The following is a 24,550-nucleotide window of genomic DNA, read 5'->3' as shown; positions in this document are numbered from 1 at the left end:
CAGTGTCGCATGGCGCCGGTAACGCTTCAGCCAGACCGGATTGCTTCCCGACCGGCCTCCGATGGGCGATGACGGACTCGGTGTGGTCTCCGCCGTCCGTTTCGACGCCATCAGGGCTGCTGGCGAACGACGTGGTAGTTGTGACACTTCAGACAGTCATTGCCCGCTTCCCGAGGCGTGTGGCAGTTGACGCAGGTGGCCAGCGTCATGGAATCCTGAATTCCGGAGAACTCGTGATGTTCCCCGGATTTCAAGACGCCGCTTGTCAGAGCCGGGCCGATGCGAGCAAACTTAACTTCCTCGCGGGCAAGGTAGTGGCAGGATTCGCAGCGGCGATCGCCGTAGGGCTCTGTTTCCTGGGGACCAACCTGGCCGTGCTGTTCCAGCAGCGTGATGTGCGGACGGTGAGAAAACTTTGTGAAGCCGCCATGACCGGATGTCCTGGGAATCCAGTTCACGACGGGATGGCCGGAGTCGGATGAGACAGTATGGCACTTGACGCAGCGACCCGTCGTTTGCGGCTGGACCAGCGACGCGAACAGCCGATCGACAACAGACGCGGCAGCCCGGGATTCGGACAGCGCACCTGTTGTTGCCTGCGACGCAGCCAGATCAATCCATGTTCGCAGCACGGCGTCGGCATGTTCCTGACTGAAGTAGGTGATCGGCGTTTCGGCGCTGACCGCCAATGCCGCTGAATCGTCACTGTCGCCGTCTTTCCTGCCGTCGCCGTCGCCTTCCGACGAATCGCCGGCTGCCATGGCGCGTTGCTGCAGTTCGTACAGCGTGTCAAAAAACCAGAACCCGTTCAGAGCGTCGGCCGCTGCCGTCACCAGGACAGAATCCGCGTTCGTCAGAGATTTAAGCAGCCGATTACGGATGGCGACTTCCCGATTGGCGACCAGATCCGTGATCAGCCGTCGCCGAGCCGCGGCGATTGTGCGAAGTGAGTCCGCTTCAGCCTGGCCGGAGTCCGCAGCCTGTTTCGTCGCCGCATAGTCTTCGTCTGCCAGCAGCAGCAGTTCCATGACCGGTGGTGTCCGCGGAAATGCTTCCGGCAGGTTCTGGTCGTCGCCCGGCGCAAAGTCGGAGGGGACCAGCGACAGAAACGTGACTCCCGGAATTCGCAGTTCCGGCAGCGGGTCGGCTTTGATCTGGTCGAGATGACAGTCGGCGCACGATTTTTCGAAGCTGACAACCGTCATCGCGTGACCGGCTTCGTCAGGAACGTGACACCGCGAACACGTATCGTTTGGCGCGTCGGCGAGCCACGTTTCGGGATCCGCGGAAAAGTGCATTCCGTAGTGAGTCAGGTGGTCAAAGATCAGATGTGGCGGCTGATCGTGTTTTGGAAGTGTGAAGTCCGGATGACCGTCCTGCAGGCTGTGGAAGGAACTCGAATGACAGATCTGGCACTGATCATTGGTGATGCGTTTCAGGTCGAATTCCCGGCCGCGATGTTCCTTGTGACACGTGGCGCAAGCCAGTTCTCCGTCGGCGGCGGACCTGTGCGGCACGACCATGCGAGCGAGTGTCTGTCGCAGTGTGTTGTGTGATCGGCCGGCGTCGGACTCCTGTTTCCGGGACGCTGCCTGCAGCACGGCGGGATCTGTTCCGTGAGGCTGCAGAGCAAAATGCCCCAATGCGGCCTCGTGGCATTTCAAACACTTCTGACTTTCCGCGATGTCCCGGGAACCACCAAACGCGCTGCCAAGCTGTGCTGCCGGAGATTCGTGAGCGGCGGAGTGACAGGCCGAACAGCCCTGCTGAATCGTGTTATGCCTGGCCGTCAGCTCGCCGGGAGAAATCCATTCCGCCGTCTGAATGAATGGCTTTTCGTTCGGAGAAGAGCCGCCTCCCAGCAGAAACAGACAGAAGCCGAGCGATGCCGCAGCGACGATTCCGCTGACCAGGCGCCGCTTTCGTCGCAGGCTGTGTCGCGGCTGACAGGGAGGAATCGCGTGAGGACAGACAGCCTGCTGATCCGGCGCGTTCCGGTCGGGGATCGGTCCTTCACTGCAGCGGCCTCCCCAGGCCTTCGCACGACCGCAGGCCCAGCCGGTGTCAGTCTTCAGCGGAACGCAGATCTGGTTCACGAGGCATTCACCGCGCCCGCCGGGTCCGATCGGGCAGGGACAGCCGTCGGCCAGATGACCGCATTCCCATTCCTGATTCGGTCGCTGGTAGATGCCGGGGTCCAGCGAAAACTCGTTCGGAGAATCTGTCACCACAGACCTCCCGACCACGCATGGACCAGCATGCTGTGAAAAAACGCGAATACCAGCAGTGCCCATGTCAGCGGAATATGCGCAAACAGCCAGCACTTCAGAGCGGCCTGCAGGGCAAACTGCGAATCAAGTTCGTGCTTTCGCCGCAGAAGGTTTTCAAGCTGCGACAGCACGGAGCGTTCGTTGTCGTTCAAATAACGCATCTGATCGTACAGTTCCCGCAGCAGAGCGTGAAACCTGCGGCTGGAACCAAAGAAGAGATGCTGCCACAGATCCTGGTGACCGTCCATGAAGCTGCGAAGGCGGCGGACATAGAAGTCGGGAATCGCTGACGTTTCCGCTTCGGAATTGCACTGCAGGACCAAAGCTTCGGCGGCTTCGCGAATCTGCCGATTCAGCACGGGAATGTGTTCGAACACGACTTCGCTGCCCAGCATCGTCAGTCGTCGCGGATATCTTCGCGTCATGTACAAACCGATCAGGCCGCTGACAAAAACGCTGACGTAGACTCCCGCCAGGATCCGCTCGAAGAAACCGTTCGGAATCGTGAATTCAACGTGAATGGCGAACAGCAGAAATGTCAGCAGGCCAAGGTAGATGTGAGCCTGCAGCCACGCCGCTGAGGAACCGAGCGGGATAAACGGAAACGCCTTCCGCACGTTATACGCCGCAAGAAACACAATCACGCCCAGCAGGACCCAGCCGGAACTGTAATCGCCCGGATACAGCGAAGCGGACATCACGTAGTACAGGCCCAACAGCAGAATCGCCGCGACCAGTGTGATGCCCAGATGAATTCCGCGGCGCCGCGCGAATGTTCTCATCGATTTACCCAATCCGCCACGGATTCGTATTCGCCGAGATTCAGCCGCGCCAGGGCGTCATGCGGGCACGCGTTCTGGCATGCCGGTCCCGTCAGTTGATCGGCGCACAGATCGCACTTTGTGGCCTTGTCGATCGTTTCGTGGCGCGCGTCATGAAACAGAAAGCCCCGCGTGTCGCGAATCTGAACCATCCGGATGGCGTCATAGGGGCAGTTCATCGCGCATGCCTGGCAGCCGATGCAGGTTTCGTCATTGATCACCACCTGACCTTCCAGCACGTTACGATGAATGGCTCCTGTGGGACAGCGAATCATGCAGACCGGATCCGCGCAGTGCATGCAGGCGTTGGCGACCATGTACTTGCCGTGCATCGGCCCGTGCCGAAGAAACCGCGGGTTGTTATCATGTGTCGCCGCGCAGGCCCGGACGCAGTCATCGCACCGGGTACACCGGTCCATGTCGATGACCATCGTCGCCGTTCCGTTCACAAACCGGCGTTCGACAAGAAACTCCAGCAGGCCGGCATCGACATCTTTGCCGGCGGACGACTGCGGCGCTGCGGACAGATCAATCGGCGGAGCGGCGTCGGCTTCATCAGCGATGGATGCTTCCAGCAAAATCGCTTCTTCGAACAGCCGCGTGGGAATGATAACCACCGTGACATAACCGACAGCGCGAAGGGAATGCTGCAGCGGAACCGGATTGCCCTTCTTCCAGCCTTCGACGATTTCCTGGATGCCGAATGCCTGGCCGGGAGTCAGATAACTGATCGTGCGATGCCCGTTGTGAAACTGGCGGCTGACTCGGGCAATGCCGCTGCGAATCAGAATCACGCCGTTTGGATAATCGCCTTCGTGGGCGATGATCGGTTCATGCTTCAGTCCGGTCGACGAACCGAATTCCGCCAGCTTCTTGAAGCTGTCAACCTTGTCGTATTCACCGTACGACTCGAACTGTGCCTCCTTCAGCAGACGGCGGCGGCGCTCGCGGTTGCGGCTGTGCCCGCGTTCGGACTGTTCGTCGCCGGACGTATACAGGTGAGCGAAATAGGGCGAGTTTCTGAGGAAGGAGCGCAGGCCGTAGTCACGAAACCGCTGATCGATGCGTTCCTTTAAAGCGGGGTCCTTCTGCATGATGTCACGCAGACCCTGCCAGCGGATTTCCAGAAGTTCACAGCCGCTGTCGGCAAAAACGGTGGCCGTTCGTTCGATGCGACCCAGCGCCGATTGTTCGCCGAAGAACTCCACGGCCTGCACGCGGGTCGTCTTGTATTTTGCCAGAACCGCCGGAACGTCCTGCAGGTAGATGCGAGTTTCTTCGCCGCTGCCTTTGCTGCGTGTCTGGCTTCCGTCGATGTCTTCCGTCCGGGCGCGGACTTCGGGGTCGCGGGGACGGCGCCACAACTGCCGGATCGCGTCCAGAAACCCCTTCCGGTGAATCGTGGATCGCCCGAGCACCTCCGCGGGCATCGAATAGCGGCCCGGTTCAACTTCGATGCGAACACTTCCGGACAGCAGAAAAAACGCGGAGTTGCCCCAGTCACCTTCGCGAATAATGATTTCGCCGACGGAGCACTGCAGCAGCCTTGCGTCGTTCTTCAGGATTCCGGCAAGGGTGACTTTGCCGCGGAACCGGTCGGGATCAAGTCGGAAAACGGCCGGATGGTCAGCAGCCGCTCCACGTCAGCGTCGGTCATCCTGTCCGAGAACGGAACGTCCCAGCGAGCCGGCCGTTCGATTTTCTGCAAACTCATGCAAGGCCCTCTTCGTGCCTGATCAGGGTTCCAGAGCCCTGCCCTTTGGTTCCGGCGGATCGGCCAGAAAGTCCTTGTCGAGTGCCTTCAGCAGCGAACCGTTATGCCGCGACACGAAGCTGTTCGCATGGCTGGCCACTGCGTCAGCCGTGCTGGCGGCATTCTCGCGAGTCAGATCCCGGAAGCGCCGCCCGAGAGCGTCAACCGCCTCCACAACCGCCCGCAGATCAGAATCCTCCAGCGGCGCGATGCCGGAGTCTTCGGCGGGTTCTTCAAGAATCTCAGAGATTTCTTCAACCACGTCCTTCGCTTCGTCAATGCGGTCCTTCCAGCCGTCGGCGTAGCCTTCTTCAAGCTTCTCTTCGTCGGACACCGCCGCCAGGTTTCGCAGACAGACTTCGATGATCGCCATCTGCGCGGCAACGATCATGACGCGATGACGTTCAATTTTTGACTGCCCCGTTCGAGTCTGTACGATCGTGGGCATGTCCGCGTTGTTATGCTGGTCCATGTGAAAGTTGTGGCGGACTTCGCCCTGAATCCACGGAATCAGATCGAACAGGTTGTTTCCAATCCGGTGCCCGACGTCTTCCGCGACCAGTTGTTCATTGCCCATGATGTGGCAGCTATAACAGTTCTTCGCAATCTCATAGACGCGTCCGGACCGAATCATGCCGGCGTTGTCGCAGAACGCCTGGCGGTCTGCCAGGTGCTGCGGAGATTCTTCAAACATCCGAGTGACATTCGGGCCGTAAACGGAATGCCGATTCAGCCATCCGTGTTCGCCGCCGGCCGCGCCGTGGCAGCTTTCACACGAAGTGCCCGAGACAAGCTGCAGTTGTCCGTGATTCACTTCGCGCGGCGGAACATGGCAATCCAGACAGACCTGCAGATTCCCGTGAGCGGCCTTGTACTTCGCGCCGACGGAATTTTTCTTTGATGTGTCCAGTCGATTGATCCCGCCGCCGTCAAAGTGGACCGTTCCCATCCAGGCCACATATTCCGAACGGTGACATTCGATGCACGCTTTGGCGCCCATGAAGTTCGACCGGTTCTGAATGGGTCCGGCATGACTTCGCCCGTCGTTGATCGCCGGAGGAACGGCAGGCGGCTCCGCGACTCCGCCGGAATCCTGCGACACGGCGGGTCGCGACGTCGCCAGGTACGCGGCGGCCAGCGTGCCGATCACAACAGCAATTGATAATCGCTTCATCGCGGAACGCAGACTGGCGGGTATCGCGGACATGTCGTTCATCTCAGAAATCCTTTCTGGTTGACTGGCGAATCCTGGTGCCGCGGCGGATCAAGTATCCTGACTGCCATTGCGGCTTCCGTCCATTTTCGAACGCTTCGATTGTATCTGTCGGCGCTGGCCGTCAGTTCAACTGCGTCAGGCAGTGCCGTTCGGGACCGGCCCGGGCCGACCGGTCATCGTGGTTGTCGACGTCTTGCAGGACGGCGATTTCACACGGGAAAATAACGAACCCGTGATTTTCGAGGAAGCCGGATCGCGGGTTGCGGCAACCCGCGGATCGCAGCCGCCCGACGGACATTCGTAGCCGCCCATTGCGTTCGCCGCTGACGGACGTGGCCACTTCACCCGGCCCCTCGCCCGGCTGCAACTCCCCGCGCGAACGGTTGCGGGCTTTCGACGGGCCACTCGAAAGTGTGTCCGCCGACCAGTCCGGGTCACGGCGTGTAGGCATCTCCCTTCGGTTTCGAGAGTTCCTCAACCAGTTCGTCGAGCCCTTCCAGTTTCGATCCGTCATTGGCCGCCACGAACGCTTTGGCCGCGGCCGCGACCTGATCAGCCGCCTTTGCGGCCGCCGCCTGGTCGTCAAAGCGCCGGCCAAGGTCAAAGTCAACGGCGTCAACCGCCGCCTGAATGTGTTCGTCCTTGACAGCATCGAGAATATCTTCGGCCAGGAATTCGTGAGCATCTTCGGCTCGTCCGGCCCAGCCCTTCGATCCGGCATAGCCCTGTTTCAGCCCGGCTTTGCTGACGGCCCCCCAGGTTTCTGAGGCAGACTTCCAGTTCGACCATTTTGCCGACAACCAGCATGACCCGCTTACGCTCCTCGGGCGATGTTCCCTTCGTGGCGGTCAGCAGGCTGGGGGATTCCGCGTTTACCTTCTGGTCGATCTGAAAGTTGTGTCGAACTTCGCCCTGAATCCAGGGAATGAGATCGAAGCCGCTTTGACCCGGCTTGTGGCCGGCGTTCAGCAGCTTTTCGTTGCCGACGACGTGGCACGCGTAGCAGTTCTTCGCAAGTTCATACACATTGGCCGAACGGATCATGCCGGCCTTCTCTGTCGCCGCCAGGCGCTGCGTCCGATGGTCTTCGGTTTCCTGTTCCCGAGTCACGCCTTCGCCGCCGTAGTCGGAATGAATTTCGAACCAGCCGTCGGCGCCGCCGGAGCCGGTGTGGCAAGATTCGCAGGAGACTCCAACAACACCGCCGCCCGACGAATGCGGCGTGGAATGGCACTGGATGCACGCATCCTTACTGCCGAAGTCCTTCGCATACTTCGCGCCGGCGTCGGATGTGAGCCGTTCGTTGTTTCGGAAATGAACGGACGCCTTCCAGGCATTGTGTTCCGACTGGTGACACTTCGTGCAGGATTCGGCACCCTTGACCTTTGCCGGATCGATTCCGGGCGTCACCGCAGAACCTTCGGGAACCGCCGCCACGAAAGCGGTCAAAGTCGGGTTCGCGGGCTGCGGTTGCCCGGCGGACACGACGGTTCCCAGCCAGACGGCGGCCAATATCGCGCCGGTTGCTGTCAGCACCACACCGGACAGCAGCATTCGCGGGGGATACATCCTGGACTTCAATCGCATGTTTCTGCCTCTCTAGTCATTGCCGTCAAAATGCTGCATCGCTTCACACGCGTGCAGTGTGAAGCGCCGGCCCGAGTGCAGCCCTTTCAATACCGGCATTCGCAAATTTCGTTTCGATCGAATCTCGCCTTTCCGCGCCGGGCTCGGGTGAATCCCGGCGGGACAGTGCCGCACAGTTCCTGTAGTGTTCATCCGGCTGCGTTTGTCGTGCTCTGACGCTGGTCAGGCGTCCAACACGATGTTTCCCTTCGGGACGGAAACACATGTCAGACACGATCCAGCGCCACATTCAGTACGGCTGTCCACCGTGTAATCGACGGTTCCGGACTTTACCGCCACTTCGCACGACCCGCAACTGCCCGCTCGGCATCCGGAGTCGATCTCAATTGAATTCGCCAGTGCCAGGTCCAGGATGTTCGCCTGGCTGCCGTTCCACACCAGGCTTTTTCCCGAACGACTGAATTCGACCGTAATCACCGCGCGCTCCGCGCCGGGTGCGGAGACCTCAGGCAGTTTCGGAACCGTGGCCGTCTTCTTCACTGTTGCCGGACCGAACGCTTCCATGAAGATCCGGTCTTTCGGCACTCCCCAGTCTTCCAGCGCCGGAACCAGCGTGTTCATCATCGCCGGCGGACCGCAGATGTAGTATTCGAAGTTGTTGACCTTCAAAACCTTCTGCAGCACTTCCACACCGACATGACCACGCGTGTGGTAGTCCGTGCCTTCCCAGTCACCTTCCTGCGGGCAACTGTAGCAGACGTGCAGGTGAAAGTTTTCGTAGGCCTGATCGAGCTGTCGGAGCCGGTCCTTCATGGCGTGATCCGGACCACAGCGAATTCCGTAAAACAGCCAGACGTGCCGGCTGGGATTCACTCGCAGGATGGCTTCCGTCATGCTCAGCACGGGAGTAATTCCGACGCCGCCGCCGATCAGCACGACGGGGTGAGCCGATTCCGGGTCCAGACAGAAATCTCCGCGCGGAGCCTGAACATCCAGAATGTCGCCGACCTGCACCTGATCGATCAGGTAATTCGAAACCCGACCCGGCGGGTGCGACGAATCCGGCGGCGCGGGAACTCGCTTAACCGTAATGCGGTAGAAATTGTGTTCCGGGTCGTTCGATTCCGGAGGAGCATCGGACAGCGAATAGCATCGGACCACGGGCTTGCGAGTTCCCCTCTCGTCATTCCCCTTCGGCAGATCCATCCGAAACGTCAGGAACTGCCCCGGCCGAAACGGCGGCAACGGCTTCTCATCGTGCGGCACCAGGTAAAACGAACAGATATCCTTTGCTTCAACCACCTTGTCGCGAACACGGAACTTTCGGTATCCGTTCCAGTGCAGTTGCTGCTGTTCACGACGAACCCGCAGCGCTTTCGCCGCGGCAACCTGTTCGCTGAGCAGTTCCAGCGACAGCCGCCCCCGCGCCGCTGACCGGGAATGCTCCTGATACGCCGACGCGACAGACTGCGCCAGACGCAGGCCCACAAGAGTACACAGGATGGCTCCGATGATCTGCATGTCACCTCCGTTTTCCGTCAACAGGCGTCGTCACCGTAAAGTCGTGTTCCATTCAATTCGCCACCACCAGCCTGTGTTCGTATCACGCAAAACAGCCGATCGGCGAAGCAAGCAGTGCCCGGGATACGGCTGTTCTCCGGATGAACCACAAAACACGACAGCTCAGCCGCACGATGTTAGCGGCGCTGAAGGTTCACTGCGACTGCGAACCTCCGGACCGTCACGTCATTTTTGATCGAAGAAAGTCGCGCAACAGAATTGTCTCCGAAAGGTTGTCCACTTCGTTGCAGTGTTCCCAGTCGATCCACACGTATTCCACGCCGACGTAGCCGGAATAGCCGGACTGCTTCAATCGCTCCACCACGCGTTGATAGTCGATCGTGTTTTCCTGAAACGAACACTGCAGCCGGCTCTGGCGAGCACACCGCGCGTGGAAATGCGAAGCATGAACGATCAGCGGTTCGACCTCGGAATCCGCAACACCGTCGCGCGTAAAGTGCGTGTAGTCCAGAGTCAGTGTCAGTCCCGGAACCGACTCGGCAAGCTGCCGCGCCTGATGCGGGTCCGGAACGATGGAACCAACATGCGCTTCGACACCAAAAATGATTCCCGCCGCCTTTGACTGTTCGACTCGCCAGGCCAGTTCGTCTCGGCAGCGGTCGAAGGATGCATCGGCCGACTCGCCGTCAAACAGGACTCCCGGAAGCGCCGTGACATGAGCACAGCCGCAGTCTGCCGCGTAGGCCAGAGTTCGCTGAAACCAGTCGCGAGCCTTCCGGCGGCGATCTGCGTCCGGATGATTCACAGCGAATAGTTTGAAATCCGGGTCCATCTGCAGGAACACGTCGGCCACGCTCAGTCCTCGGTCAGACACCTTACGATGCAGAGCCTTCGCGGACGCCGGATCTGCGAACTGCCGTGACGGATGCAGGTGGGAGCGTCCTTCAAAGAGTCCGATATCGACGCCTTCAAATCCCAGCATCGCAATCACGTCCAGCGATTGATCGTGCGCCAGCAGCGGGAATGCAAAGTCAGCACACGCGAGCGGAAACATCGTCGGGACACCTTCCTGCAATACGATCGGCCACTAAAGAACTCACCTTCGCACGGCTGGGTAACGGTCGAACTCTGATCCATCGCCGCTCACGAAATCAAGCCGGGAAGCGGCGCGCTGCGATGTCCGCCGGCTGCGCTGTTCAGGACGAAGCCGGCGGGTCATCGTCGGTATTCCACTCTGCCGCGGCCAGATATCCGCCGTCCACGACGACGGACGTTCCCGTCACACCGCTGGAATCTTCACACGAAAGGTACAGGATCGTGCGGGCAATGTCCGATGGCTGCATCGGTCGGTTCAACGGAACGCGTCGAATTCGCTGCCGAAGTGTTTCTTCAGGATCGGCCGACTTGTTCAGATGTTCTCGCAGCATCGGTGTGTCGGTGATGCCGGGGCACACGCAGTTGCAGCGAAGGCCCGTCGCGGCGTAGTCAACCGCGATCGAACGAGTCAGCGACAACACGGCTCCCTTGGATGTCGTGTAAGCCGGAGTCGCCCGTTGACCGACGAAACTGCTGATCGACGCCACGTACACCATGTAACTGCGGCTGTGAGAACGCAGATGGCGAAACGCGTGCTTCAGCGATAAGAAGATGCTGGTCACATTGACGCGCATTAGCCGGTCCCAGTCGGCTTCACAATATTCGTGCAATGGACTGACATGAACAATGCCCGCGCAGTTGACCACGATGTGCAGGGTCTTGAATTCGGCGACTGCGGCATCGATCGAGTTCCGGACCTGATCGGTATCGGCCACGTTGCAGTGGCAATAGATCGCGTGTCCGCCGGACGACGTGATTTCGTCGGCCAGTTGCCCGCCTTCTGCGTCGCGCAAATCGGCAATGACAACGTTTGCTCCCTCTTCGGCAAACAGCCGCGCGGTTGCGGCGCCGATGCCCGATGCGCCTCCGCTGATCCATGCTGTCTGACCAGTCAGCCGGTGACTCATTGCAGATTCTCCCGGCTGATTCCGGTGATCCGTGACCACTTGTTTCGAAAACTTTCGCGCGCGAACAGTTCCGGATTCAGGACTCCCGCCGGTCGACGCCCCTGCGACAGATCCAGCATTCCCTGACACGCGGTACGGCCGATGTCCCGGAAAAGTTCTCCCGTCCATGCAATCGAATGCGGTGCCAGGATGACATTGTCCAGTTCGCCGAAGCGGTGCGGAGTCGAGACCGGTTCATCCGCGAAACAGTCGATAGCGGCTCCCGCGATCCGGCGATTCTTCAGAGCTTCAAACAGAGCATCCTCGTCCACAATGCCGCCGCGAGCCGTGTTCAGCAGGTACGCGTCGGGCTTCATCTGCTGAAGCTCCGCGGCTCCGATCAACCCGCGAGTCTTCTCATTCAGCGGGCAATGGATTGAAACGAAATCCGCCGTCGACAGCAGTTCCTCCAATGACACGGAACGAACTCCCAGCGAGTGCAGGACATCCTGCGGCACGAACGGATCAAACGCCACGGGCTGCTTCATTCCGAAGCTGTGCAGCAGCGACAACAGAGCCCGGCCGATTCCGCCCAGTCCGATGATACCCAGAGTCCGGTCGCGCAGTTCACAGCCCATGTACTGAGTGCGTTCGTCCCATTGTCCATGCCGCACCAGCCGGTCCTTCGTCAGCATGTGATGCGTCAGCGCGATCATCCAGCCGACGGTCGCTTCGGCAACGGGACGGTCAACGGCTCCGGCGGTGATCGTGGCCAACACGTCGCTGCGAGTACACGCGTCGACGTCAACGTTGTCGAAACCGACACCGAAGCGGCCAATCACCAGCAGGTCGTCGCAGGATCGAAGTGACTCGGCGGTCACTCGCGGAGTCAGCACGATCACTCCGTGACAACCGGCCAGTTGTTCCGGAAGAATCTGCGGATGATGTTCGTCGAACCGAGATAAGCCGATGTGCGAGTGACCGTCGAACAGGCCGATGCCCAGATCGGCAAACTTCGGTCGACCATCGCCGTCATAGAAGTCCGCGGTCAGGGCAACGCGGAATTCTGGTGGCTGTAATTCCGTCATGACTCAACTGCGATCCTGTCTGGAAAGTTCATGTTTGCGCCGGTGACCGATTCCTGCCGCAGCCACGGACAGACGTCTGCCGCGACGTCCAAACCAGCGTGCTCGACACGTGGTGTATGCTTCCCGCAGGCGAATCTCCAGAGACCGGCCGGGCGAAATTCCAGGTCACACCGCGACGGCGATGTTCAACAGAGCCAGAGGTGAAGCTGAAATTTGAAATCTGAAATCTGAAATCGCCGCCTCTCAGACCACCAACGGTCGTCGCACCCCGGGCTCCATCGGCTGTCCGCACGTGTCAGTTGCGATCACCGCGTCGCGATGGTCAACTATGCGACGTTGCATTCGCCGATGTCAGTTCCCGACTTCCGTTCTATCCGCAAAGTCACGCCGCATGAGGATTCGTCTTCGCAGATCTGTGATTCGCCGATCGACTCGAGCTCTGATCGCCGTCTGTCTGGCCGCGTTCGCACTCTTAGTTGCGGTCAACAACGCCAGTGCATCGGATCTGCCCTGGCCCAATCGCAACGGACCTGACCGCAACGGAAACGTCACCGCAGCGGATTCCAAAGGAGTGCCGGTGGAATGGGATGAAGAAACCGGCACGAATGTGAAGTGGAAAATTCCTCTGGAAGGTTTCGGCCATTCGACTCCCGTCATCGGCAATCGACAAATCTGGCTGACCGCGGCAACCAAAGACGGTACGCGGCAGTTCGTGTATTGCCTGAATGCGGACACCGGTGACATTGTTCACCACCGCCTGCTGTTCGAAAACGCCGATCCGGAACCGCTGGGCAACGACGTCAACACGTACGCGTCGCCGTCGTGCGCGCTGGAGGATGATGCGGTCTACGTTCACTTCGGAACCTACGGCACGGCTCGCCTGAATCCAAAGACTGCCGACACCGTCTGGGAACGGCGAGACATCAACGTGCGTCATTTTCGCGGCCCCGGCTCATCTCCCGTGCTGTACGAAAACCTGCTGATCCTGACCTTCGACGGAATCAACGCACAGTTTCTCACCGCGCTGGATAAGCACAGCGGCGAGACAGTGTGGAAGACGGAACGCACGACAGACTACGGCGACCTGGACGAAAACGGTCAGCCGAAGCTGGAAGGAGATCTTCGCAAAGCCTACAGCACGCCGGGGCTTGTGGAAGTGGACGGGCGCACTCAAGTCGTTTCTGTCGGTTCGCGAGCCGCATTCTCCTACGACGCGCTGACCGGCGAAGAACTGTGGACGATTACACACGACGACTTCAACGCCGCCGCGCCGCCGCTGTTCTTTCAGGGGATGGCGATTTTGAATACGGGTTCACGATCCTCAAACCTGCTGGCCGTGCGGCTGGAAGATTCAACGCGCGGCAACGTCGACCAGTCGCATGTCGTGTGGAATCGCGAAAAGGGGAACTCGCGACTCGCTGCTCCGCTGCTGCTGGGCGACCGGATCTACATGATTAACGACACAGGAGCCGCCACCTGCGTGAATGCGAACAACGGGGACACCGTCTGGCAGGGTCGCATCGGCGGGACTCACGTGGCCTCACCGATTGCCGCCAACGGGCTGGTCTATTTCAGCAGCGAAGAAGGCGACACCACAGTCATCAAAGCCGCGGACGAGTTTGAAATTGTAGCGAAGAACCACCTTGCCGAAGGTATGCGGGCATCGCTTGCGGCTGCGTATGGAAGAATCTACCTGCGGAGCTTCGGGCACCTGTACTGCCTCGGCGAATAGACGTTTCGCCAGGGATCTTCCTGCCAGACATATCATTTCCGCCGCGCCGCGATTCCTGCGAGCGGCGATCGAAACCAAAGAGACAGTTCAACACGTTTGGGAGCACTCCTCATGCTGCGTTTTTCGCTTCTGGTACTGACATCCGCCGCGGCGACTCTGTTCGTTGTTGACATATCCCGCGCGGCGGACCAGGAATTCAAGCCGGGTGAATGGGTCTCGTTGTTTAACGGCAAAGATCTGACGAACTGGACTCCAAAGATCCGCTACAGCCCGCTGGGCGAAAACTACGGCAATACGTTTCGTGTCGAAGACGGAATGATCAAGGTTCGCTACGACAGGGATGCCTACGAAACTTTCGGCGAGCGTTTCGGCCACCTGTTCTACGACGGTGAGTTTTCCAACTACCGGATGAGAGTCGAGTACCGTTTTGTCGATGAGCAGTGTCAGGGCGGTCCGGGCTGGGCCATCCGCAACAGTGGCATCATGGTTCACGGCCAGAAGCCGGAAACGATGACCGTCGATCAGGATTTCCCCGTGTCCATCGAAGTGCAGCTTCTGGCGGGCAACGGAAAGGACAAACGCACGACATCCAACCTGTGCACACCCGGCACTAACGTCGTCATGAACGGACAACTTCAGTTGCAGCATTGCATCTCCTCGTCCTCAAAGACACACCACCTTGACGAATGGGTCACCGCGGAAATCGAAGTGCGCGGCAACAAGGTGATTCGCCATCTTCTGGACGGCGAAGTCGTGCTGGAATACAGCGATCCGCAACTGGACGAGCGGGACGAGAACGCTCGCCGGTTGATCCGGGACGGCCAGTTGGCACTGCACGGCGGCACGATTTCGCTGCAGTCGGAAAGCCATCCCTGTGAGTTCCGCAAAGTGGAACTGATGGTGCTGCCCGACGACGCCGAGTAGCAATGCGACGGAGTTCACCCGGACGCAACGATCCGGATGCGAAGCTCGGCCAGAGTTTCGGCCTCGCGAACGACCGTCTCCCATCTGCATCAATCAAACGACTCCCGACAGACTCCTGGTGCTTTGTCAGGACTGAATTGATGAGTTGTGTGGCACTGACTGTGCCAGGAGATTCCCAATCGCGAACGCACCGGCATAGCCAGTGGCACACACCAAAACACGTTGGCCAAGGCACTAGAAATCGGTCACGCTCGAAGCGGGCAAAGCCGGCGGGTAGATCTCCCGCGTGACAGTGTTGTAGAAACCGGCGGACGGATTGTTCGGATCGATCGGCCGGATTTCACCGACTGATTGCGACGACGGATGATTCTGCCACTGAACGCTGAACGCCGGCATGACATTGCCGCTGTATTCTCGTGAGTTCGCGGGCAGGTTCTGAACGATCGTCACCAGCGCTAGAGTCAGCGAACACGCGCACATCGCCGCCACAGCTCCGTTAAACTGACGAACTCGCCGCAACGGACGAACTCTGCGAGCCTGAATCTCCGCAGCTACCGCCGGCCACACGGATTCCGATTCGTCGGGTGTGTTGTCCCGCAGAGTCTGCAGGACCTGCAGCGCATCAACCGTCCCCGCATTGTAGGCGCGGCAATCGGAACATGAGTGCAGGTGTTCGCTGAGCTGCTGTTCTTCGTCGGGATGAGTGTCATCGCCGACCGACAGGTGAATCAGGTGTCGAGCATCCACACATTTCATCAACGGTCTCTCCTGTTTTCGGGTTATCCCAATTGCTCTTCTTCAATACTTCGTTCCCGCCGCTCCCAGGCTTCCTTGAACATTCGGCGAGCTTCCGCCAGACGCCAGCGGATCGTGGCTTCGCTGCGTTCGGTCACAGCGGCCACCTCCGACGTCGAAAATCCCTCAATATCCCGAAGCACCAGCACAGTCCGGTACGCTTCCGGAACGTCCGCCAGCACCATATGAACTTCCTGTGTCAAATCCCGGTCGTCGCGCGGATCCGGTGATTCCGGGTCGGGAAGCCGGTCTTCGCCCGCTTCGCTGAACAGTGCCCAGCGTCCCTTGCGTTTGATCTTTCTCAGATGGTCATAGGTCAGATTGACGGCGATACGAAACAGCCACGGACCGAACCGCCGCGACGGATCGAACTGTTCCAGGCGATCGAATGCCCGCAGAAAGGCTTCCTGTGTCAGATCCTGTGCGATGTCCTGATCGGGCATGAATCGACGAATTACCTTGGTGACTCGCCGCTCGTATCGCAAGACCAGTCGGCCAAAGGCATCACTGTCGCCTCGCCGCGCTTCGTCCACCAATCGCGCATCGCTGGCCGCTGACCGGGCTGCGTCGTCTGACGCAGCACCCGCCTCGGACGAACTGAAATTCGCGTCCGATTCTGTCATTTTCAGCATCGCAGCGGCCTTTCCGGCACTTTCTACGCCGCCAGGCCGCTTGTTGTTGGGGGATTCCGAAAGCTTTGCCCAGGGCGCCGGATTTGCCGATGACAGCCGTCGGGCCGAGGCGGAAACCGACGTCAGAACTGCCGCAGAACCAGTTGCGCCACGACGGTCAGGGCGACTCCCGTCAGCAGCCAAATCGCCGAATTACTGGTGAACGCCCGCTGGCTGGCCGGTTTCAGCAGCCGGGTTGGCAGCGGGGCTCGGTAAACGGAAACCGGTTCGTTCTGCAGGAACGCCTTGAAGTCGTCCACCATGGCCAGCATCGTGGGATACCGGTCCGCCGGGTTCTTCTGTAGAGCCTTGACGCAGACGGCATTCAGTTCCGGGGGGACCGGATGCTTCGCCACGGATTTCGGTTCGCGAACGGGATCTTCCAGAATCTTGCGTTTGATTTCCTTGAAGTTTCGCCCCGACATGTAGCTGTCACCGGTCAGCACTTCGAACAGCAGGATCCCCATGTTGTAGATGTCGGTTCGTTCATCGACATCACCCGTTTCCCGAGCCTGCTCCGGCGACATATAGAACGGCGTTCCCTGAACATCGCCCTTGCCCGTCAGCCGCCCGGAGATCTGCTGTCGGCCGCTGCGAGCCAACTGCTCGACTTCATCGTTGTCGTCCATGTCCCAGACTTTGGCCAGTCCCCAGTCCAGCAGCGTGATGTCTCCGTATTCGCCGACCATCACGTTCGACGGCTTCAGGTCGCGATGGACAACTCCCAGACTGTGCGCGTACGCAAGGCAGTTACCCACCTGAATCAGGATTTCCAGCATGCGACTAAGCGGAAACTCGGTTTGCGACTGCGAGTGGTTCTCCGCGATGGCGTCCAGAATATCGCACAGGTCACGTCCGCTGAGCTTCTTCATCGTGAAATAAGCGTTGCCTTCACGATCACGGCTCAATTCATAGACGGGCACGGTCGCCGGATGAGGAATGAGCGCAGTGACGCGAGCTTCGCGCAGGAAGCGCTTCTGATACGTCTCCAGATTCTGCAGCTGGGGCAGCAGAGTCTTCATGACGACGGTTCGCCCCAGGTTTTCGTCGCGGCAGGTCTGCAGAATCGCTTCGCCGCCCTGAGTCAGCGGTTTGAAGTTGCTGTAACGCATGAAGCCGTTCTGAACGTGCTTCGGCAGATCCTTGTCCGATTCCTGCAGCGTAATCTGTTCCGACACGGCGGAGATTCCCCGGAAACGACCGCATCTTCGGCTGACAATCGCGAAGACGCACATCGACCGGCCTGATTCTGATCCGTCAGGCCGTAACCGATCAATGATTCCCGGCCGGTACCACAAAGGCAACACGACCCTTCTGCCGGAAGCCTATGCCGAGAACCGATTGCTGTACAGAGTAGTGCTTCGTCAACAGGGCAGCGACGGATCGCACCGACCCGAAAATTGGAACGGCACGGCAGCGGTCAGGGCGGGGCGGGGCAAGGCACATGTCGGGCGAGCCGGCGGAACGGCCGGGCGCGGGAGGATCACTTTCCGGCCGGAACCAAGCGGACCTCGCGCACGTCCATCACAGCGTTGACGGCCTTGTGACGCGGCACAATCTTCAACACCGATTTCTCCGACTTGGGCAGAGCGACCTGACCGAGACTTCTCCATTCGAAGTTCTGGAAATGTCCGGTGTCCTTCACCACGAACGACAGCGTGGCGCCGCCGACCAGGACGTCCACATCGCTGCCGCCCTGATCCTTTCCGCAGCCCTGAAAGATCTCGACGACGTAGTCACCCGGCCGATCGACCCGGAACCACCATTCCACGGTGTCTTTCTCGACAGTCCAGTAACCAACGGTGTTCTTGTGAGGCTGCGGTTCGAAGCGCAGCTTCTCACCGGACGTCCTGGCGAATTTCGCGGGCAGGTGAATGACGTGTTCGCTGTCTTCCGATGCGATCACAGTTTTGTCGAACAATCTGGGCTCGGCATCCAGAGCCAGCACCAGCACACGATTCGGACCCGTCGGAACATCCTGCAGTTTGATGTTCCACACCGTGATTTCCGGAATCAGCGTCAGCGGTTTTTCGGGATCACCGTTCAGCCAGTTCACCGATTCGACAACATTGCAGATCCGGGGCATGGCCTGCACACCGTTTTCCGGCAACTGATCAAGCACCAGCAGCAGCGAGTTGTTGTGCTGAAAAACGCGGCCGTTATCGATCTTCAGTTCTGCAAGCGGACGGCTTTCCTTCGGAAGAAATTCCGGAACGTCAATCTGTACACGGCTTGCGGCGGAGTTCTTCGAATCCTCCGACACAGCCGCTTTGCTCGACAGCAGAATGGTCACGAGCAGAACAGCGAAGGCCACCGGTCGGGCGATTGGTGTGATTCTCACGGAATTTGTCCGGCGTGGATTGAATGCTGTGATTAACAAACGGAACGGCGAAACTGCCGCACAATTCCACGGCGTTCCGCGGAAACCGTGCGCGCCTGTCGCGATTCAGCGGAATCCGGGAGTTCACACTTCGGCAAGCGGTTGTGTTGCGTCACCGAAGCGATCCAGATTCAGTCCGACTTTCTGCATCATACTCAAATACAAACGGCACATCTGTCGTTCGGATTGTTCGCGATAATTCAGCACCCGGCCCCCCTGGATCCGGCCGCCTCCGCCCCCGACCATCACGACCGGCAACTGAGACGCGTCGTGACTTCCGGTCATCATGCTGGAACACAGCATCAGCATCGAATTGTCGAGCGCTGTTCGTTCGCCTTCCTGCACCGCGTCCAGCCGTTCAGCGATGTAGGCAAGCTGCTGCATGAAGAACTGGTTGACCTTCAGCCAGTCGTCGGTATCCGAATGTGACAGCAGGTGGTGAATCATGTAGTCGACTCCCAGATTCGGAAACCGCAGCGACGAGTGGTCGTTATTCAGTTTCAGCGTACACAGGCGAGTCGTATCGGTCTGAAACGCCAGGACCAGAATGTCGCACATCAGCCGCATATGTTCGGCGATATCCTGCGGGATGCCGTCGGCCGGGCGGTCCATATTCGGTTCCGTCAGCGTCGGTCGCCAGCCCTGAAGCTCACCGCGTTTGCCGGAGTTTTCGATGCGAAGTTCGACCTCCCGCACGGATTCCAGGTACTCATCCAGTTTTCGCTGATCCGTCAGGCTGATGTTGCGGCGCAGGTCCTGAGCGTCGGACAGCACGGCATCCAGAACGCTGCGGTCCCCGCGCGAAACGTCGTCCTTGAACAGTCGGTCGAAAGCCAGCGCCGGATAAACTTCCAGCGGTGTGGGTGTGGTCGGCGACGTCCAGGAAATGTGCGAGCTATACAGCATCGAGTAGTTCTTATGGACCGATGGGTTCGCTTTCTCACAGCCGAGCACCAGGCTGGGAACTTTCGTCTTGTGTCCGAACTTCTGAGCCAGCACCTGGTCAACGCTGGTTCCCGAACGAATCTCACCGCCGGCTGCCAGCGGCGCGCCGGAAAGCAGGTTTCCCGTTTGTGAACTGTGGATGTTGCCCTTCTGCGCTTCGGCGTTGTACAGCCCGCGGATGAACAGCAGCCGGTCCCGGAATCCTTCCAGCGGCGCCAGAACTCTTCCGAGCTGCATCGACGGACCTTCGCCCGTCGCAAACCATTCGCGCCCGTGAAATCCGTTGCCGGCGAACAGAATCGCCATACGGACCGGAGCCTCGCTGGCAGGTTCGCGCCCGGCCGGTTCGTCTCCCCAGACGGTCAGCGATTCCATCCACGGCAGAGCCACCGTGACTCCCAGACCACGCAGCATTCTTCGGCGGGAAAATTCGTGAGTCATGATTCAATCGTGTCCTTCGTTGGGGTTGCGACAGATGCGGATGTTAGTGGCACGGGAAACAGTCTGCGGCCCGTCGCCGAGGCGATCAATCCGCCGATGCGACATCGCTGCGGCCCCGGATGTTTTGAAACTGCGGACTGGAAACAACCGCGATGATTGCGGCACTGATATGATAGTCGTTTTCCTGCAGACGGTGCTGCATTTCCTTCAGCAGTGGCTGGTCAGACAACTGCACCGACCGTCCCAGAGCATATCCCAGCAGCTTTCGGCAGAACTGGTGCAGGACCGCATCGCGCCGCTGAGTCAGCAGGTACTTCTTCAGGTCTTCGAAACCGTCGATCCCTGTGCCGTCCATCAAAGTTGTCGTGGTGTCGACAGGACGTCCGCCGAGATCCGTCGTGCGGTAACGACCGATCGCGTCAAACGCTTCCAGAGAGAATCCGTAAGGATCGATTCGCCGATGGCAGCCGGAACAGCGTTCGTCACTGGTGTGGCGTTCCACGAGTTCACGGACTGTCAGAGTTTCCGCGGCTTCGTCTTCCGGAAGCAGCGGCACATCCTTCGGTGGTCTCGGCAGCTTTTCGCCGAGGATCACTTCGGACAGCCAGTTTCCTCTCAGAATCGGACTTGTACGCGAAGCTCCCGATTGTTTGGCCAGCGTCGCTCCGAGTCCGAAGATTCCGCCGCGAGAGAATTTACGAGTCCCGTCGACGCGTCGCCAGTGGTTGCCTGCGATGCCCGGCATCCCGTAATGCGCCGCCAGTTCCGCGTTCACAAACGTGTGATCCGCGTCGAACAGTTCCACCACGGAACCGTCGTTCTGCAGCAGGTCCGTGAAGAACAGAATCGCTTCTTCGTACAGCAGCGGCCGCACGCTGGCGAACGTCGGAAAATGACGTTCGCTCTTTTCGTCAAGCTGATCAAAGTCGTAGATGTGCAGCCACTGGCACATGAATTCGGTCGCCAGCCGGCGAGTGCGATCGTCCTGCAGCATGCGTCGAGCCTGCGATTCCAGAACGTCCGGGTCGCTGAGCGTGCCTGCCTCGGCAAAGCGCAGCAGCTCATCGTCGGGCGCTGATGACCACAGAAAATAGCTCAGCCGACTGGCCAGTTCCCAATCGGTAACCGGCGACGCCTGAGAATCGCTGCCCGGCGTTTCCAGACGATACAGAAACGCGGGTGACACCAGAATCTTGTGCAGCACGGCTTCAAACGCTTCTTCGTGGGACAGGTCAGCGCTGCGAAGATCGCCATACAGAGTTCGCAGGCTTTGTTCTTCGGCAGACGACAACCTGCGGCGACTGGCTCGAGCCGCGAAGCGGACAAGCGCCTCGACGTGCGACGATTCGCTGTTCCGCAGCAACTCCCGAAACTCCGCCGCTCGCCGCTGAATCGGTTCCTTCATGGGCGCGAACACGCCGGGGTCGGCATCCTGAGTCGCGAACTCCATCAACTGTTCGAACGCGTCGACCAGCATCAAAGCGTCGCGACTCACATAGTGCAGTTCATCCCAGTGCCGGTTCAGCGCCGCGGTTTCTTCGTCGTTCAGAATCAACCGCCGAAGCTGGTCATCTTCGCGATAAAACAGCGTCAGCGTCACAACTTCGTCCACCGGTACAATCTTTGTGTAGCACAAAGCTGCGGGAAACAACTGCCGGAATTCTTCGAACGATGCTTCGATGCGCTCCCGCGCGGCACTGCCTTCGGTCACGATGATTGGCGTCGCCCAGGCGATGCCGGAATTGTGTGACGTCCACGGTCCCGAACTTTCCGTTGCGGTAACCGCAGTCGGCTGCAGACCGCCGGCGGGCTCGGGCTTCGTTGTCAGCACCTGCATCTGCACGCTGCCTTCGCGGCCGGAAACCGGATGCAGCACCGCGGACGTGACGAACTCCGCTCCCGCCACCAGATCGGCCGGCAATCGCACTTCAATGACGGACGGCGACGTCACACAAAGACTTGCCGCATCGACGCCGGGCACCTGTTGATCAACGTTGTTGTCAACGGCCGGATGGCGGCCGAACTGTTGTGCGTCCAGTCCGAATTCGTGCTCCAAGTTCACAGCCGGCTCGTCGCCTTGATCGGTCCGTGAAACCGCAGCGGTAATCGCCGCAGACAGCAGCGGTCCGCTCAGCGAGGTCAGTTGCCGGTACAACACGGCGTCCGGTGCGTCCGCCGGCAGACCGGTACTGCCATTGTTCAGCAACTGCTGCAGTTGTGCAGCCAGTTCTCCACGAGCGGCGGCGTCCGAAGTCTTCTGCCAGCGAGCGAGAAGCGAACCTTCCGGAATCACGGACCCGGATTTTCCGTCGGCGGGTTCGGAAAAGAAATGCCACACGTCCGCGTTGCCCTGGCGGTCTGCGTGAGGATTCCCGGACAACAGGTCGGGAGACAGATCGTCGGCCAGGTTCCAGCGGTTCCTGGCATCACGAAGAGTCATGTTGATGGCTGTCAGGTCGCACGAATGATTGCCGTCGCGGGGATTGACGACCAGACACACGACGTCGCCCTTCTGAATAGCGACGTCAGTCAGTGGTCCGAACGTTACGACGGTCGCTCCGTGACTGATACCGTCGGCCAGCCGCTGCCTGGTATTTCCACGACGAAGTTCAACTGACCACGCCGTGCCGTTGCCGCATTCCGGGTGAGCGTGCTGAACGGTACCCTCAATCGTCAGCGTCGATGCCACGGGACTCCGCCAGCCGACGCCGATGGACAGCGTTGGCGCCGGATGCACGGCAACACTATGAGGCGCCATGTTTCCGGGAATCCGGACATGTTCATCCGACGAATTCGCAACGATGCTCAAAGCGTCGTCACCGCCCCAGCCCTGGATGAAATCATAGCCCGACGCGCTTTCGATTCGGCGGCTGACCGGCGTTCCCAGATTCACGGCGGACTGCGATCCGATTCCCAGGTAGTCCAGCCACGCGGTCAGCGACGCCGCGTCCACGGCATGCTCTGCGGCCAGAACGGCACCGTCCACGACCTGTCCGCCGTCGCTGGCCTGAGCCGCCGCGGCAAGGCAACGCGCAGCGCTGGAAAAGATCCGTTCGCGCATTGCCGCCAGTTGATGTGTCACCGTACGGACGTCCTTCAGCAGCAGATCCGGGCGGCCGGGAGTCACCAGCCGCGGCCTTTCCCAGAGCACAACGTCATGTTCCGAGCCGTCTCCCGCGTCACCGGTGACAAGATACAGAACGACACTTCGGTCGCCGTCCGTTGTCTGTTGCGAGCCACCGTCGTTCGGCGGCGAAGCCAGCGGAACGCGAATTTCCTGCCGAGTCGTGACCGGGCTGACCGGTTCCATCCACGCGGTTGGGCCGTTCAGCTTTCCGATGTGTCCGACCGTTGTGAATCGCCACAGCGCCTGTTGCCATTGCGCAATCGACTTTACCAGCTCAGGCACGTCCTCCTGAGTCGCGGACTTCCATTGCTGACGCAGGTTCTTCAGCAGCAGCAAATTTTTTTCGGCCTCACTTCCGTCAGCGGGTTCGAGCACCTGCCAGAGCCTACCGAGATACCGGGAGCTGAGCCGCGGCGACTTTTCTCGCGCCATCTGAGCCAGATCATCAACGGTCAGATCACCGTTTCGCAGTTCCGTTCGGTGGCTGAGCAGCGCTGTCAGGTAGGCCGCCAGCGGCAATCGACCGCCGCCGTTGGTGTCGAACACGATGCCCTGCAGATTGACAGTGTCGCCGCCTCCGCTGTCGGAATACTGAGCGTAAAAGTCGCGAATGTCGTCGAGCTTTTCATTCGTCCAGTCGCGGCGCGTCGTGAATCGGGAGAAGCGAAATCCCGACGGAAGCAGAACCGCGTGGTCAGCGATTCCCCGGGCGGCATCCAGATACTTGGTGACCAGCGCCGGGGACATGACCAGCGAATTTCCGGTGTTCGTAAATCCTTCGCCGGACGCGCTGTCGACCGGAAACTCGCGGGCCGGAGTCAGCGGGACGCCGGTCAGATCCTGAATCGTGTAGGTGTATTCCGCATTGCTGAGCCTGCGAAGAACGACCGGCCCTGGGTCGCCCGCGTTCGCCAGAGCTTCGGCGTCCAGATAGCGGCGAACCCATTCACGCAGTTCCTGACGCTGCGACGGCGTGGGCTGGTCGGCGTCCTTCGGAGGCATCTCGCCGTTGTCCAGCATTTCCGCGACTTTTTGCCAGACCGCCGGCCGCGTCCGCACTTCCTGCAGCGATGCAAACTGTTCCAGATCCAGTTCGCCCTGGACATCCGCCGTCGAATGGCAGTCCAGGCAAAACTGCCGCAGAAGCGGCCGCTGGACGTCGCGATAGCTGACACCGATCGCTTCGAAGTCGCTCTCCGTGTCGGCAACAACATGAATCGCCGGCGCGATGGCAGCCATCGCCAGAACAAGCAGACCACGGCGCACGATGCATTGGCGACGATTGTCGAACATGGGA

The 24,550-nt window shown here is 59.9% G+C and carries 19 protein-coding genes; 3 read left to right on the top strand and 16 right to left on the bottom strand.

Features of this window, described 5'->3' with window-relative positions; translation table 11 throughout:
* Window positions 1-110: 110 nt before the first annotated feature.
* From R3C19_21250 to R3C19_21225, 6 genes are all read right to left on the bottom strand, one after another.
* Window positions 111-2,228 carry a hypothetical protein gene (locus R3C19_21250; protein ID MEZ6062879.1) on the bottom strand — a complete coding sequence of 706 codons (2,118 nt, stop codon included), beginning with the start codon at window positions 2,226-2,228 and terminating at the stop codon, window positions 111-113.
* Window positions 2,225-3,052 (bottom strand): hypothetical protein, encoded by an 828-nt coding sequence (locus R3C19_21245; protein ID MEZ6062878.1) that lies wholly within the window; start codon window positions 3,050-3,052, stop codon window positions 2,225-2,227. The genes R3C19_21250 and R3C19_21245 overlap by 4 nt, the downstream gene beginning before the upstream one ends.
* Window positions 3,049-4,521: a cyclic nucleotide-binding domain-containing protein gene (locus R3C19_21240; GenBank protein MEZ6062877.1), complete on the bottom strand. Its 1,473-nt coding sequence runs from the start codon at window positions 4,519-4,521 to the stop codon at window positions 3,049-3,051. The genes R3C19_21245 and R3C19_21240 overlap by 4 nt, the downstream gene beginning before the upstream one ends.
* Window positions 4,522-4,649: 128 nt before the next feature.
* Window positions 4,650-4,805: a hypothetical protein gene (locus R3C19_21235; protein ID MEZ6062876.1), complete on the bottom strand. Its 156-nt coding sequence runs from the start codon at window positions 4,803-4,805 to the stop codon at window positions 4,650-4,652.
* Between the two features lie 22 nt (window positions 4,806-4,827).
* Window positions 4,828-6,060, bottom strand: a complete 1,233-nt coding sequence (locus tag R3C19_21230) for a multiheme c-type cytochrome (GenBank protein ID MEZ6062875.1) — start codon at window positions 6,058-6,060, stop codon at window positions 4,828-4,830.
* Between the two features lie 434 nt (window positions 6,061-6,494).
* Window positions 6,495-6,860, bottom strand: coding sequence for a hypothetical protein (locus tag R3C19_21225; protein MEZ6062874.1), 366 nt, complete (start codon window positions 6,858-6,860; stop codon window positions 6,495-6,497).
* A gap of 578 nt (window positions 6,861-7,438) precedes the next feature.
* Here R3C19_21225 and R3C19_21220 point away from each other — a divergent pair.
* Window positions 7,439-7,663: a hypothetical protein gene (locus R3C19_21220; protein ID MEZ6062873.1), complete on the top strand. Its 225-nt coding sequence runs from the start codon at window positions 7,439-7,441 to the stop codon at window positions 7,661-7,663.
* A gap of 206 nt (window positions 7,664-7,869) precedes the next feature.
* Here the strand turns inward: R3C19_21220 and R3C19_21215 are convergent, their stop codons facing one another.
* The 4 genes from R3C19_21215 to R3C19_21200 all read right to left on the bottom strand — a co-directional run bounded on the left by R3C19_21215 (window position 7,870) and on the right by R3C19_21200 (window position 12,238).
* Complete coding sequence (locus R3C19_21215) at window positions 7,870-9,168, bottom strand: 2Fe-2S iron-sulfur cluster-binding protein (GenBank protein ID MEZ6062872.1); 1,299 nt, start codon at window positions 9,166-9,168, stop codon at window positions 7,870-7,872.
* A gap of 220 nt (window positions 9,169-9,388) precedes the next feature.
* Window positions 9,389-10,222, bottom strand: a complete 834-nt coding sequence (locus tag R3C19_21210) for a sugar phosphate isomerase/epimerase family protein (GenBank protein MEZ6062871.1) — start codon at window positions 10,220-10,222, stop codon at window positions 9,389-9,391.
* A gap of 142 nt (window positions 10,223-10,364) precedes the next feature.
* A complete protein-coding gene (locus tag R3C19_21205; GenBank protein MEZ6062870.1) occupies window positions 10,365-11,171 on the bottom strand; it encodes an SDR family NAD(P)-dependent oxidoreductase in 807 nt (268 codons plus the stop codon).
* Window positions 11,168-12,238 (bottom strand): NAD(P)-dependent oxidoreductase, encoded by a 1,071-nt coding sequence (locus R3C19_21200; protein ID MEZ6062869.1) that lies wholly within the window; start codon window positions 12,236-12,238, stop codon window positions 11,168-11,170. Before R3C19_21200 ends, R3C19_21205 begins: the two co-directional genes overlap by 4 nt.
* Window positions 12,239-12,629: 391 nt before the next feature.
* On the opposite strand from R3C19_21200, the gene R3C19_21195 reads away from it, so the two are divergent.
* Together R3C19_21195 and R3C19_21190 are read left to right on the top strand one after the other, a co-directional pair.
* Window positions 12,630-13,970, top strand: a complete 1,341-nt coding sequence (locus tag R3C19_21195) for a PQQ-binding-like beta-propeller repeat protein (protein MEZ6062868.1) — start codon at window positions 12,630-12,632, stop codon at window positions 13,968-13,970.
* Between the two features lie 111 nt (window positions 13,971-14,081).
* Window positions 14,082-14,894, top strand: a complete 813-nt coding sequence (locus R3C19_21190) for a DUF1080 domain-containing protein (protein MEZ6062867.1) — start codon at window positions 14,082-14,084, stop codon at window positions 14,892-14,894.
* Between the two features lie 234 nt (window positions 14,895-15,128).
* Here R3C19_21190 and R3C19_21185 read toward each other — a convergent pair whose 3' ends face one another.
* From R3C19_21185 to R3C19_21160, 6 genes are all read right to left on the bottom strand, one after another.
* A complete protein-coding gene (locus R3C19_21185; GenBank protein ID MEZ6062866.1) occupies window positions 15,129-15,650 on the bottom strand; it encodes a hypothetical protein in 522 nt (173 codons plus the stop codon).
* A 23-nt stretch (window positions 15,651-15,673) separates the two neighbouring features.
* Window positions 15,674-16,321: a sigma-70 family RNA polymerase sigma factor gene (locus R3C19_21180; GenBank protein MEZ6062865.1), complete on the bottom strand. Its 648-nt coding sequence runs from the start codon at window positions 16,319-16,321 to the stop codon at window positions 15,674-15,676.
* A gap of 122 nt (window positions 16,322-16,443) precedes the next feature.
* A complete protein-coding gene (locus R3C19_21175; GenBank protein MEZ6062864.1) occupies window positions 16,444-17,538 on the bottom strand; it encodes a serine/threonine-protein kinase in 1,095 nt (364 codons plus the stop codon).
* Between the two features lie 305 nt (window positions 17,539-17,843).
* Window positions 17,844-18,701 (bottom strand): hypothetical protein, encoded by an 858-nt coding sequence (locus tag R3C19_21170; GenBank protein ID MEZ6062863.1) that lies wholly within the window; start codon window positions 18,699-18,701, stop codon window positions 17,844-17,846.
* A gap of 123 nt (window positions 18,702-18,824) precedes the next feature.
* A complete protein-coding gene (locus tag R3C19_21165; protein MEZ6062862.1) occupies window positions 18,825-20,126 on the bottom strand; it encodes a DUF1552 domain-containing protein in 1,302 nt (433 codons plus the stop codon).
* Between the two features lie 85 nt (window positions 20,127-20,211).
* Window positions 20,212-24,546: a DUF1592 domain-containing protein gene (locus R3C19_21160; GenBank protein MEZ6062861.1), complete on the bottom strand. Its 4,335-nt coding sequence runs from the start codon at window positions 24,544-24,546 to the stop codon at window positions 20,212-20,214.
* Window positions 24,547-24,550 lie beyond the last annotated feature (4 nt).

The sequence above is a fragment of the Planctomycetaceae bacterium genome (genome assembly GCA_041398785.1).
Taxonomy (GTDB): domain Bacteria; phylum Planctomycetota; class Planctomycetia; order Planctomycetales; family Planctomycetaceae; genus JAWKUA01.
The sequence above is the reverse complement of the archived record's forward strand: the minus strand, read 5'-3'. Positions and strand labels throughout refer to the sequence as shown.